Annotated in this window: 13 protein-coding genes; 4 read left to right on the plus strand and 9 right to left on the minus strand. The window is 73.6% G+C overall.

The genetic code is table 11. The annotated features are described in order from the left end of the window. Window positions 1–253 precede the first annotated feature (253 nt). Window positions 254–1,039, plus strand: coding sequence for a peroxide stress protein YaaA (gene yaaA, locus ACZ5XS_RS18070; RefSeq protein WP_468652335.1), 786 nt, complete (start codon window positions 254–256; stop codon window positions 1,037–1,039). 85 nt (window positions 1,040–1,124) lie between these two features. Beyond that, window positions 1,125–1,760, plus strand: a complete 636-nt coding sequence (gene eda / locus ACZ5XS_RS18075; protein WP_468652337.1) for a bifunctional 4-hydroxy-2-oxoglutarate aldolase/2-dehydro-3-deoxy-phosphogluconate aldolase — start codon at window positions 1,125–1,127, stop codon at window positions 1,758–1,760. Here the strand turns inward: eda and ACZ5XS_RS18080 are convergent. Genes ACZ5XS_RS18080 through ACZ5XS_RS18090 form a run of 3 tightly spaced genes read right to left on the minus strand, consistent with a single transcriptional unit; the run spans window position 1,735 to window position 4,767 of the window. Then, a complete protein-coding gene (locus tag ACZ5XS_RS18080) occupies window positions 1,735–3,129 on the minus strand; it encodes a bifunctional RNase H/acid phosphatase (protein WP_468652338.1) in 1,395 nt (464 codons plus the stop codon). The genes eda and ACZ5XS_RS18080 overlap by 26 nt on opposite strands. Window positions 3,130–3,160: 31 nt before the next feature. Then, window positions 3,161–3,904 carry a zinc ribbon domain-containing protein gene (locus tag ACZ5XS_RS18085; RefSeq protein WP_468652422.1) on the minus strand — a complete coding sequence of 248 codons (744 nt, stop codon included), beginning with the start codon at window positions 3,902–3,904 and terminating at the stop codon, window positions 3,161–3,163. After that, entirely contained in the window at window positions 3,901–4,767 is an 867-nt protein-coding gene (locus ACZ5XS_RS18090) for a Nif3-like dinuclear metal center hexameric protein (protein ID WP_468652340.1), read from the minus strand. Before ACZ5XS_RS18090 ends, ACZ5XS_RS18085 begins: the two co-directional genes overlap by 4 nt. A gap of 187 nt (window positions 4,768–4,954) precedes the next feature. Here ACZ5XS_RS18090 and ACZ5XS_RS18095 point away from each other — a divergent pair, with 187 nt between their 5' ends. Both ACZ5XS_RS18095 and ACZ5XS_RS18100 read left to right on the plus strand, forming a co-directional pair. Beyond that, window positions 4,955–6,181, plus strand: a complete 1,227-nt coding sequence (locus ACZ5XS_RS18095) for a hypothetical protein (RefSeq protein WP_468652424.1) — start codon at window positions 4,955–4,957, stop codon at window positions 6,179–6,181. A 95-nt stretch (window positions 6,182–6,276) separates the two neighbouring features. After that, complete coding sequence (locus ACZ5XS_RS18100) at window positions 6,277–6,447, plus strand: hypothetical protein (RefSeq protein ID WP_468652342.1); 171 nt, start codon at window positions 6,277–6,279, stop codon at window positions 6,445–6,447. Window positions 6,448–6,542: 95 nt separating this feature from the next. On the opposite strand, the gene ACZ5XS_RS18105 is transcribed toward ACZ5XS_RS18100, so the two are convergent. The 6 genes from ACZ5XS_RS18105 to ACZ5XS_RS18130 all read right to left on the minus strand — a co-directional run bounded on the left by ACZ5XS_RS18105 (window position 6,543) and on the right by ACZ5XS_RS18130 (window position 11,343). After that, window positions 6,543–7,487 carry a carbohydrate kinase family protein gene (locus ACZ5XS_RS18105; protein WP_468652426.1) on the minus strand — a complete coding sequence of 315 codons (945 nt, stop codon included), beginning with the start codon at window positions 7,485–7,487 and terminating at the stop codon, window positions 6,543–6,545. Window positions 7,488–7,643: 156 nt separating this feature from the next. Further along, window positions 7,644–7,925: a hypothetical protein gene (locus tag ACZ5XS_RS18110; RefSeq protein WP_468652344.1), complete on the minus strand. Its 282-nt coding sequence runs from the start codon at window positions 7,923–7,925 to the stop codon at window positions 7,644–7,646. A gap of 8 nt (window positions 7,926–7,933) precedes the next feature. After that, complete coding sequence (locus ACZ5XS_RS18115; RefSeq protein WP_468652428.1) at window positions 7,934–8,788, minus strand: alpha/beta hydrolase; 855 nt, start codon at window positions 8,786–8,788, stop codon at window positions 7,934–7,936. Between the two features lie 497 nt (window positions 8,789–9,285). Beyond that, window positions 9,286–10,227 carry an aromatase/cyclase gene (locus ACZ5XS_RS18120; protein ID WP_468652346.1) on the minus strand — a complete coding sequence of 314 codons (942 nt, stop codon included), beginning with the start codon at window positions 10,225–10,227 and terminating at the stop codon, window positions 9,286–9,288. 49 nt (window positions 10,228–10,276) lie between these two features. After that, complete coding sequence (gene fabG, locus ACZ5XS_RS18125) at window positions 10,277–11,056, minus strand: 3-oxoacyl-ACP reductase FabG (protein WP_468652348.1); 780 nt, start codon at window positions 11,054–11,056, stop codon at window positions 10,277–10,279. 17 nt (window positions 11,057–11,073) lie between these two features. Further along, complete coding sequence (locus ACZ5XS_RS18130; RefSeq protein WP_468652349.1) at window positions 11,074–11,343, minus strand: acyl carrier protein; 270 nt, start codon at window positions 11,341–11,343, stop codon at window positions 11,074–11,076. Window positions 11,344–11,381 lie beyond the last annotated feature (38 nt).

Raw genomic sequence — 11,381 nt, forward strand, 5'->3', positions numbered from 1 at the left:
CAGGCGAGCGGGGCTTGGTGCGTGCAGCTGCAAGGCGGAGGAAGGAGTCGACGCGATGGGGGTCCCCCCGCGCGAGGTTGTTCGAGCGTGGGGGAGTCGGCGACTGACGACAACGCGGCAGATGGGCGTGCCAAGCCCCGCGTCTCCGAGAGGATCCGCCGGGCAGGCCCTACGGGCGAGGGCGGCTCGGGGGCACGCCGTACGCTGTTGCGGAGCTCAGGAGCTCAGGAGTTCAACCGAAGGGGATCGATCCGTGCTTGTCCTGCTGCCGCCCTCCGAAGGCAAGGCCTCCTCCGGCCGCGGCGCCCCGCTGAAGCTGGAGTCGCTGTCGCTGCCGGGGCTCACCGCCGCCCGTGAGGCCGTACTGGACGAGCTGGTCGAGCTGTGTGCGGGCGACGAGGACAAGGCACGCGACGTGCTCGGGCTGAGTGAAGGGCTGAAGGGCGAGGTCGCGAAGAACGCGGAGCTGCGGACCGCGGGGGCGCGGCCCGCCGGGGAGATCTACACGGGTGTGCTGTACGACGCCCTCGGCCTGGCGACCCTGGACGCCGCCGCCAAGAGGCGCGCCGCCCGGTCGCTACTCGTCTTCTCCGGGTTGTGGGGCGCGGTCCGGGTGACCGACCGCATTCCCTCCTACCGCTGCTCGATGGGCGTGAAGCTGCCCGGGACCGGGGCGCTGGGAGCGCACTGGCGTACGGCGATGGCGTCCGCGCTTCCGGAGGTGGCCGGGGCCGGGCTGGTGCTGGACCTGCGGTCCTCGGCGTACGCGGCCGCGTGGAAGCCGAAGGGTGAGGTCGCCGGGCGGACGGCGACGGTACGGGTGCTGCACGCGCCGACCCGGAAGGTCGTCAGCCACTTCAACAAGGCGACGAAGGGGCGGATCGTGCGGAGTCTGCTGTCGGCCGGGATCGCGCCCAGGGATCCGGCGGAGCTGGTGACGGTGCTTCGGGACCTCGGGTACGTGGTGGAGGCGGAAACACCCGCGAGGGCCGGGACGACGGCTTGGGCGCTGGATGTGCTGGTGGACGAGGTCCACTGAGCTGCCGCACAGCTAGAGCCGTACACGCGTTGCAGCATGCGCAACGACCTTTGCGCATGCTGCACACCGAGGGCAGGATGACGCCATGGCCCCGTCACTCCTGGACCTCGCCCCCGTCGTGCCCGTCGTCGTCATCGACGACGCCTCCGACGCCGTGCCGCTCGCCCGGGCGCTGGTCGCAGGAGGGCTGCCCGCGATCGAGGTGACGCTGCGGACGCCCGCCGCGCTCGACGCGATCCGGGCGATCGCCGGGGACGTGCCGGGGGCGGTGGTCGGCGCGGGCACCGTGCTGACGCCGGCGCAGGTGACACAGGCGGTGGGGGCCGGGGCGCGTTTTCTGGTGAGCCCGGGCTGGACGGACGTACTGCTGGAGGCGATGCGGGCGTCCGGGGTGCCGTTCCTGCCGGGAGTGTCGACGACGTCCGAGGTGGTGGCGCTGTTGGAGCGCGGGGTGCGGGAGATGAAGTTCTTCCCGGCGCAGGCGGCGGGCGGTACGGCGTATCTGCGGTCGCTGGCGGGGCCGTTGCCGCAAGCGCGGTTCTGTCCGACCGGCGGGATCGGGATCGAGTCGGCGCCGGAGTATCTGTCGTTGCCCAACGTCGGCTGCGTGGGCGGAAGCTGGATGCTACCGGCGGACACGGTGGCGGCGCGGGACTGGGGGCGGATCGAGGAGCTGGCCCGTGCGGCCGCCACGCTCAGCGCAGGTGGGACGTGTCGTTGAGGAGCCGGACGCTGGCGTTGCCGTCCGCGTAGTACGCCACCGCCGACAGGGAGGCCGCCGACAGTTCCATGCGGAACAGGGACTCGGGCGGGGCGCCGAGGGCGAGTCGTACGAACGTCTTGATCGGCGTGACGTGGGTGACCAGCAGGACCGTGCGGCCCGCGTACGCCGCGACCAGCTTGTCGCGGGTGGCGGCGATCCGGGTGGCGGTGGCCGCGAAGCTCTCGCCGCCGCCGGTGGGTTCGGCCTCCGGGGCGGCCAGCCACTTGTTCAGGTCGTCCGGGAAGCGCTCACGGACCTCGCCGAAGGTCAGGCCCTCCCAGGAACCGAAGTCGGTCTCGCGCAGGCCCTCGTCGACACTCACCTCGAGACCGAGGCGGGCGGCGACGGCTGCGGCGGTCTCGCGGGTGCGGGCGAGGGGCGAGGCGACGATGTCCTGGACGGTGCCGCGCCGGGCCAGCGCCGCGGCGACCCGCTCCGCCTGGTCCCGCCCGATGTCGGAGAGGGAGGGGTCGCTCCCGCCGCTCCCGGAGAACCGCTTCTGAGGCGTGAGCGGCGTCTCGCCGTGCCGGAGCAGCACGAAGGTGGCAGGCGCCCCCATGTCGGCCGCACCCCACCCGGGCGAGGCCACGACCTGCGCGGCCCGCACATCCGCACCGGCCTTCGCGGCCCCGCCACCGGGTGAGTCCGCCGCTCCGCGGCGGGAGGACAGGGCGGGTGACGAGGCAGCGGCAGTGAAGGGAGGAAGCCCGGCCGGAGAGGACGCGCCCGCCATCGCGGCACGCGCACGCGCCGCACCCGCAGTCGCGTCTCCCGGCGGCCCGGACGGCTCAAGGACCGCCGGGCTCGCGGCGGCCGAGCGCTCGACGGCCGGGCGAGCCGCGGCCCTGCTGGCCGCGGCCGAGCGCGCGTCGGCCGCGTCCAGCTCCGCCGTGGAGGCCGACGCCACCCACTGCTCGCCCCGCTTGCCCGCGTCCATCGCCTCGTTGGCCAGCCGGTCCGCGTGCTTGTTCTGCTCGCGGGGGATCCACTCGTACGTCACCTGGGAAGCCGGGAGGATCCGCGCCGCCTCCGCCGCGAGTGGCTTCATGTCGGGGTGCTTGATCTTCCAGCGGCCCGACATCTGCTCGACGACGAGCTTGGAGTCCATGCGGACGTGGACCTTGGCCGTGGGGTCGAGTGCGTGCGCGGCGCGCAGGCCGGCCACCAGCCCCCGGTACTCGGCCACGTTGTTCGTGGTGACGCCGATGTACTCCGCCGCCTCGGCGAGGGTCTCCCCCGTCGCCGCGTCGATCACCACGGATCCGTAGCCCGCGGGCCCCGGGTTGCCCCGTGACCCGCCGTCGGCCTCGACGATGAACTCCCGCACGTCCGCAGCCCCTTACCGGATCACCGTGGTCCTAGAGACCCGACTCGGACGTACGCACCAGGATGCGGCGGCAGTTCTCGCAGCGGACGACCGTGTCGGGCGCCGCCGAGCGGACCTCGTTGAAGTCGGTGATCGCGAGCTCCTGGCGGCAGCCCTGGCAGGTGCGCTGGTAGAGCTTGGCCGCGCCGACGCCGCCCTGCTGGGCGCGCAGCTTGTCGTAGAGCTTGATCAGGTCGGCGGGGATCGTGGCGGCGATGACCTCGCGCTCCTTCGTCGCCGTCGCCGCCTCGCCGTCGAGGGACTCGAAGGCGGCGTCCCGGCGGGCCGTCGCGTCCTCGATCTTCGACTCGACGGACGCGACCCGCTCGGTCAGCTCGGCGGCCCGCTCCTGCGCGGACTCGCGGCGCTCCATGATCTCGAGGACGACGTCCTCCAGGTCGCCCTGCCGCTTGGCGAGGGAGGCGATCTCGCGCTGCAGGTTCTCCAGGTCCTTGGGGGAGGTGGCCGCGCCGGAGTCGAGGCGCTGCTGGTCGCGGGCGGCGCGCTGGCGCACCTGGTCCACGTCCTGCTCGGCCTTGATCTGCTCGCGGGCGGTGTCGCTCTCCTCGGTCTGCGCGGCCACGAGGAGGTCGCGCAGCTGGGTCAGGTCCTTGGTCAGCGCCTCGATCTCGGCGTGCTCGGGCAGCGACCTGCGCTTGTGCGCGAGCTGCTGGAGACGGACGTCGAGGTCCTGGACGTCGAGAAGGCGGATCTGGTCGGCGGGCTCGGCGTTCAGTTGGGGGCTCCCAGGTTTTCAGTGGTGGTGACGGACGCCGCGTGGGCGGTCCAAGGGTCGGTGACCGTCTTGGAGACGTGGACGCGAAGGTCCCATCCGTTGCGGTCGGAGATCTCGTCGAGCTGCGTGGCGGCCAGCTCGCACCAGGGCCACTCGGTGGCCCAGTGTGCCGCGTCGAGCAGCGCGAGGGGACTGTGGGTGTGCCCTGCCACGAACTCCGACGCCGGGTGGTGGCGCAGGTCCGCGGTGAGGAAGGCGTCGACGCCGGCCGCGCGGACGTCGTCGAACAGGCTGTCGCCCGAACCGCCGCTCACGGCGACCGTGCGCACCACGGCCTCGGGGTCGCCCGCCACCCGGATGCCCTGCGCGGTGGCGGGCAGCCGCTCGGCGGCGCGGGTGGCGAAATCCCTCAAGGACAGCGGGTGGTCCAGCTCGCAGATGCGGCCCAGGCCTCGGCGGCCGGACGGATCGGTCGGGTCCGGCACCAGGGGGCGTACGACGCGAAGGTCGAGCGCGCCGGCGAGGGCGTCGGAGACGCCCGGGTCCGCCTTGTCCGCGTTGGTGTGGGCGACGTGCAGCGCGATGTCGTTCTTGATCAGCGTGTGCACCACGCGGCCCTTGAAGGTGGAGGCCGCGACCGTCGTCGTACCGCGCAGGTAGAGGGGGTGGTGGGTGACCAGCAGGCCGGCGCCCAGCTTCACCGCCTCGTCGACGATCTCCTGGACCGGGTCGACGGCGAACAGGACCCGCGTGACCTCCTGGTCGGGGTCGCCCACGACGGTGCCGACCGCGTCCCAGGACTCGGCCCGCGCGGCGGGCCACAGGTTCTCCAGCGCGGTGATGACTTCAGACAGACGGGGCACGAGGAAAGGCTACCTGTCTGTTCTCCGCCACTGAACCGGCGCCGCCGTCGCTCCCGCCGCTCAGCACAGTCGCCCCGGCTTCCTCAGGCAAATCGTTCCTGGGCCACCCCTTTGTGTGAAGTGACTGCTCGCCGGTCCCCCGCGTGTGCGTACGAAAACTAGCTTCGTGGCCGGAGGTGACCAGACGATGACGGCCTGTGCGATCGAGCCCCCGGCGGAAGACGCGGATGGTGCCACGCGGCCGGAGTGCGCCATCACGGCGGACGGTGCCTACGCCGCCCGTCTCACGCAGGACGGCGACTCCTGGTTCCCGGAGCGCTGGACGCTGGACGGCCCCGAGCCGTACGCGGTGCCGCTGCCCGGCAACCAGCCGGAGGAGCCCGGCACCGAGGTCCAGCCGATGGGCGACGGACGCGTCCTCATCCGGCGGCTCGCGGGCGGACGGCACACCTTCTCGCTTCTCTATCCGACCGGCCCCGACACCGGTGAGCTGCCGCTGGGCGCGGTCGAGTGCCCCGACGAGGGCACCCGGCTGCGGCTGCTGCCGCCGGCACCGGGCGGCGAGAAGGCGTACGCCGTCGCCGTGGGCCGCAGCTCCAGCGCGGTGTGGCTGGTGGCGGGCGGCGCCTTCGGGCCGGAGCACCTTGCGGAGGTTCCGGGGCGCTGCTCGGGCGGGGTGTGGCTGGACCACGCCGGTCGGATGCTGGCCCTGGACCGGGAGGCCGACGGCCGTACGAAGGCCGTCGTGGTCGACCTGGAGCGCGGCGGCGAGGTCTCGCCGCTGCTCCAGATCGCGGCGGAGAGCGACGACCGGCTGCTGCTCGCCGACCCGGACAGCGGACTGCTGCTGATCCGCTCGGACGCGCCGTCGCCGGGGCACGGACGGCTGGGCTGGGGGGTCCTGGGCAGCACCCTGCCGGTGCGCTTTCCGGAGTGCCTGCGGGTGCCCGACTGCACGGTCACGCCGTTCGCCATCCAGCCCGGGCAGGTGCTGATGCCGGAGAGCTGCGCGGTGGCGTTGCGGGTCGACGGCCCCGTCGGCAGCTGGGTCGGGGTGTGGCGGCCCGCGCAGCGCCGGATGCACCACCTGCCGCCGCCCCGGGGCTGGCTGGCGGGCGCGGGCCTCTGGACCGGGGACGGGGTACTCCACCTGCCGTACGCGACGGCCGAGGCGCCGTGCGGGCTGGCGCGGGTGGCGGCGCCCTCGGGGGACGCGGGGGAAGCGGGGGGCTCGGGGGGTAGGGGGGGCACGGGGGCGGAGGGTCCGGTCCGGGACGGTACGGCTTCGGGGGCGGCGTCGGAGGGGTCCTCCGCGGCGTCCGGCGAGCCGTCGGAAGCGGACCCTCCGGCCCCCGCCGTACTGCGTCCTGTGCCCCTTCAGGAGGCGCCCCTTGGGCGTCTTGTAACGAAGTAGTGCCGGTTGGCGTGGCCGCCTGGATTCGGGGTGTGGGCCGCCGGTTAAACTCGCCCGGCTGTCAGAAAGATCATGTTGACGGGGTGAGTTTTCCGATGAGTGACGCCAGCACGAACCAGCACACCGCCGACGTCCAGGAGTCCACCGGCCACGGCCGGCACCGGGGTCCGGTTTCGGCGCAGCACGACGGCGAGGCGGGCCAGGCGGCCCCCCGCGGCCGTCACCGCAGGCCGGTCGAGCAGACGCAGACCGAGTACGCGGCCTGACCAAGCTGGTCAAGCCTCAGGCGCTCGGCTTCCTTTCGACGGTCCCCGGCATCAACGGATGCCGGGGACCGTCGCGTTCGGTGAGGGCGCACGGGTCAGCTCGCGCCCGTCAGCGTCCGGGCCACCAGCGCCGCTTCCGGTCCGTAGGCGGCGATGAGCGTGGCCTCCAGGTTTTCCCCGTCGAGGGTGTCCTCGTACGTCTGCGGGCCGACGCCCTCCAGCGCGCAGGTCGCCAGCGCCGAACCGGCCTGTGCGGCCTGCACGGTGTCGAGTCCGCGCACGGTCGCCGCGAGGAAACCCGCGCGGAAGGCGTCGCCCACGCCGGTCGGGTCCGTGGCGGACCGGGCGGGCACGGCGGCGATCTCCACCGGTGGCTCGCCGGCGCGGTCGACACGGCAGCCCTTCGCGCCGAGCGTGGTGATCCACGTGTGCGTCTCGGCCAGTACCTCCGCCTCGGTCCACCCCGTCCTGTCGAGCAGCAGCGCGTGTTCGTACGCGTTGGTGAACAGGAACCGTGACCCGGCGACGAGGCGTCGGACGGCGGGGCCGTCCAGGCGAGCCAGTTGCTGGGCGGGGTCCGCCGCGAACGGGACGCCGAGCGCCCGCGCGGTGTCCGTGTGCCTCAGCATCGCCGCCGGCTGGTCGGCACCGATGTGGACGATTTCGGTGCCGCCGAGGCGCCGCACGGTGTCGGCCAGGTCGATCTCGACGGCCTCGTCCATCGCGCCCGGGTAGAAGGAGGCGAGCTGGTTGCCGTCCCGGTCGGTGGTGCACGAGAAGCGGGCGGTGTGCCGGGTCCGTGAGGTGCGCACGGAGGCGAGGTCCACTCCGAGCGCGCCCAACTGCGCCCCGTACGGCTGGTAGTCGGCGCCCACGGCACCCACCAGGACCGGCCGCAGACCGAGCAGGGCGAGGCCGTACGCGATGTTGGCACCGGCGCCGCCCTGGCGGATGTCGAGCGTGTCGACGAGGAACGACAGGGAGACGTGGGCGAGTTGATCGGCCAGCAGCTGCTCCGCGAAGCTCCCCGGGAAGGTCATCAGGCAGTCCGTGGCGACGGAGCCGGTGACCACGACGGGCTGCTCGGATCTCTGCGGGCTCGCGCGGCGGGACTTCAAGGTGGCGGGCGGGCGACGGGACACAGCGCTCCCTGGGGTTGGTTGGCGGCGGCTGTCGGCCGGGAGGGAAGAAGGGACCTACGGCCGGGCGCGTGCGGTCGTCCTGCCGTCCGGGGCGCACGTGTCGGGCGGGCCGACGGACAGGATGGCCGCGAGCAGGTCGCCCTGTCCGGCGCCGAGGTCGGCGGGCGGGGCGGTCGGGCGGACGCGGCCCGTCGCGTCCGACGGTGGCGGGGCGGCTCCGGAGGCGAGGGGGCCGGGCCGCGGCTCCGGCTCGTTCGCGCTCGGGGCGAACACGCTCAGTGCGTCCAGCAGCGGGTGTGCCCGGGTGGGCTGCGGCTGGGGAAGGACTGTCGGCATGGTTCTCCTCACGGGCGCGGGAGCGAGGCGGCCGGGCGACGGTCGTGCAGGCAGTCCTCCAGGAAGCCCAGCGCGCGCAGGTGGTAGGCGCGGGCCGCCCAGCCCAGGCTGATGTTGTGACCGGCGCCGGACTGGTGTTCCGTCATGACACGGCGTGCTCGGGGCAGTTGGACGCGCAGCCGGGTCAGGGTGGGCGGGTCGTGACGCCACCAGGACTCGTGCTCGCCGAAGGTGAAACGGACGGGTACCCGGATGCGGCCGGCCAGGGCGGGCCACGTCTCGGGCCAGCGTGCCGCGTCCCGCAGCTCACGTTCCGGAACGGGGGCGACCACGGCCGCGCCGGCGCTGAACGTGCCGGGCGGGTACAGCCGCAGCGGGCCCCAGTTCCTCGACCAGTGCCCGCCCGGGCCGGCCGGCTCGTCGAGGTCGGCCGCGTAGGCGTTGCCGCAGCCCGAGACGTCGACGCCGAGCAGCTCCGCCGGTGCGTCCGCGGCCAACGCCAGCGCCACCTTGCCGCCGAAGGAGTGGGCCAGCAGGAAAAGGCCCTCGCCGGTCCCGTACCTGGTGGCGAAGTCCCGCAGGGCGGCGCCCAGCGTCACCGCCTGCTCGGCGACGGACTGCCCGTACGGCAGCCGGGCCGCCGACACCCCGTAGCCCGGCCGGTCGACGGCGAGCACCGCGTGCCCCAGTTCCGAGGCAAGCCCGAGCAGGGACTGCCCGGGACACGCCCGCCCGTCGAAGTAGCCGGCGCGCATACCGGCTCCGTGCAGAGCGACGACCGTCGCCCGCGCGACGCCCTGCCGCGGAAGCGCGAGCAGGGCGGACAACGGGATGCCGCCGGCATCGAGGACGATCCGCCGCACGTGTGCCGAACGGGTCTCCGCGGTGGGGGTGGACCCGGGGGTGGCGAAGGCGGGCGGCCGGGCGGCGGAGGCAGCCGGCGGGTCAGCGACGGACAGCCCGTCGACGGGTGCCGGCGGGCGATCCGGCGAACGCAGACGCCGGTCCCCGGGCACGGGCGGGCCGTCAGGAGGGGTGGGCGAGCGGTCGGCTGAGGCGGGTGGCGCGTCGGCGGGCGCGGGCCGACGATACCCGGCCGCGGGCAACCGATCCGCCGGACCGACCCGCTGCTCCCCCGGCGCGGGCAACCCCCGGGCCAGAGGCGGCAGCCCGTCGGCAAGGACGACCGATCGGCCGGCGGACGCGGGCAGCCGGTCGGTGCCCTGTGCGGCCGGCTCGGCCTGCCCCGGCGCACCGGGCCCGTGGCGCGTCGCACCTCGCGAACACGGCGCGGGCGGCCCGTCGGCGGAAGCAGGCGAGTGGTGGGTCGGCCCGGGTGGGCCGTTGGTCGGGGGTGAGGTCATGCTCGGCTCCGGGTCTCGGCGTGCAGTTTGGCCGCGTTCAGGGTGGCCAGGCTGTTGGTGCTGAGGGCGGTGCGGACGTACTGGACGGCGTCCGGCACGGTCGCGCCGGGGCCGAGGACCTTCGTGATGTTCGCGGTGTGGACGACGAACGTGTGCTGGGAGGAGGCGGCGACGCCGTCGGCGTTCGGGAGGAACGTCCAGCGGCCGGTGTGCAGGGTCATGAGGGCCGGCAGGGTGACCTGTTTGTACACGATCTTCCGGTCCGGGAAGGTCACCCGGAACGACTTCGTGGTGTGTGTCGACCCGTCCTTGGACCGGGTGTCCATCTCCAGGACCTGGAGGCCGGGCGGGTCCTCCGTGAGCCGTACGAGGTCCACGTGCGGCAGCCGCTCGGGCCACAGGTGGGCCTGGTCGACGAAGTCGTAGACGTCCCGCGCCGAGCCGGCCACCTGGACGGTGTCCTCGAAGGAGCAGACGAGGCCGGTGTCGGCGGGAACGGGGTCGGCATGTGCCTTGAGGGCGTCGAGTTCGGAGCGCGAGTTGCGGTCCACGGCCTCGTCGATCCAGGCGAGTCCGGCCGCGTCCACCGCCCGGTAGGAGTGCAGCAGGCGCACCAGGGACTCGCCGGAGGAGAGGGGTTCGATCAGCCACGCGCCGCTCATGGCCGCCACCGGAGGCGTGCTGACCTCCTGGCGGAAGTCGACGCGCAGCCCGTCGGGGTCGAGGACGCGCCGTGAGATCCAGCTCTTCACCTCGCTGCCGGCGGTGGCCCAGATACGAATGCGTTCCTCGTGCTCGCCCCGCTCGACGTGTTCGACGTGGACGGTCGGTGGAAAGACGCGCGGCCAGTGGGCCACGTCCGCCACGATGCGGTAGACGGTCTCGGCCGGCGCCGACACCTTGATCTCGTGTACGACCTCGCGCTGTTCGGACGGCACTACGGCCTCCTCGTACTCGTGGACGCGTGGGGACGTCCGGTTTCGGGGATCAGAAGGTGCCGAGCCCGCCGCAGACGTTCAGGGCCTGCGAGGTGATGGAGGCGGCGGTGTCGGACGCCAGGTAGCCGACCAGGCCCGCCACCTCCTGCGGGGTGGAGTAGCGGCCGAGCGGGATCTTCGCCTGGAAGCGTTCGAGGATCGCGTCCTCGCTGGTGGCGTGCAGGGTCGCGTAGTTCTTGCGGACGTGCTGGGCCATGGGCGTCTCGACGTAGCCGGGGCACACCGCGTTGACCGTGATGCCGGTGGGGGCCAGTTCGTTGCCGAGGGCCTTGGTGAAGCCGACGACGCCGTGCTTGGAGGCCGAGTACGGGGCTCCGAGGACCACGCCCTGCTTGCCCGCGGTGGAGGCGACGTTGATGATCCGGCCCCTGCTCGCCGTCCGCATGCCGCCGGTGTTGAGCACCTCGCGGGTGACGCGGAAGACGCTGTTGAGGTTGGTGTCCAGGACGTCTTCCCACAGTTCGTCGGTGAGGTCGGCGGTCACGCCGCCGCCCGCCCGGCCGGCGTTGTTGACCAGTACGCCGACGGGGCCGAACCGTTCGACGGCCGCCTCGACGAAGGCGCGCACCGACGCGGTGGACCGGACGTCGACGGGGGCGCCGGCGACATCGAGTCCGCGCTCGGTCAGCTCCTTGACGGTGGAGACGACGTTCTCCGCCGTACGCGCCCCGATGAACACGCGGTGGCCCTGCTCGGCCAGGAGGCGGGCGACCGCGAGGCCGATGCCGCTGGTGGCGCCCGTGACGAGGGCGGTCCGTTGCTGCTGCATGTGCTTCTCCCGGGGGCTCAGGCGGCGGCGGTCGCGCCGAGGTGGGCGGCCACGGCGGCCACGAAGGAACGGGGGGTCGGCGCGTCGGAGAGGATCGACTCCTCCAGCGAGATGCCGTACTCGCGTTCGACGCGACCGGCGGTCTCCAGCAGGGCCAGCGAGTCGTAGCCGAGCAGGCCGAACTCGGTGTCGAGGACGTGCTCGTCGAGCTCGATCCCCTCGGGGGCGCCGGAGCCCTCGAGGAGGATGCGCTTGAGGTCGTCGAAAGTGAAGGCGGCGTGGGCCATGAGGAACTGTCCTTCGGTGTCAGGGAGTTGGGAAGGCC

This window comes from Streptomyces sp. NPDC033131 (assembly GCF_055578365.1).

Bases quoted from the DNA above. Each gene is read 5' to 3' on its own strand.
- eda (WP_468652337.1), top strand. From the start codon at position 1,125: ATGGCCCCGTCACTCCTGGACCTCGCCCCCGTCGTGCCCGTCGTCGTC.
- ACZ5XS_RS18095 (WP_468652424.1), top strand. From the start codon at position 4,955: ATGACGGCCTGTGCGATCGAGCCCCCGGCGGAAGACGCGGATGGTGCC.
- ACZ5XS_RS18100 (WP_468652342.1), top strand. From the start codon at position 6,277: ATGAGTGACGCCAGCACGAACCAGCACACCGCCGACGTCCAGGAGTCC.
- ACZ5XS_RS18105 (WP_468652426.1), bottom strand. From the start codon at position 7,487: ATGACCTTCCCGGGGAGCTTCGCGGAGCAGCTGCTGGCCGATCAACTC.
- ACZ5XS_RS18110 (WP_468652344.1), bottom strand. From the start codon at position 7,925: ATGCCGACAGTCCTTCCCCAGCCGCAGCCCACCCGGGCACACCCGCTG.
- fabG (WP_468652348.1), bottom strand. From the start codon at position 11,056: ATGCAGCAGCAACGGACCGCCCTCGTCACGGGCGCCACCAGCGGCATC.
- ACZ5XS_RS18130 (WP_468652349.1), bottom strand. From the start codon at position 11,343: ATGGCCCACGCCGCCTTCACTTTCGACGACCTCAAGCGCATCCTCCTC.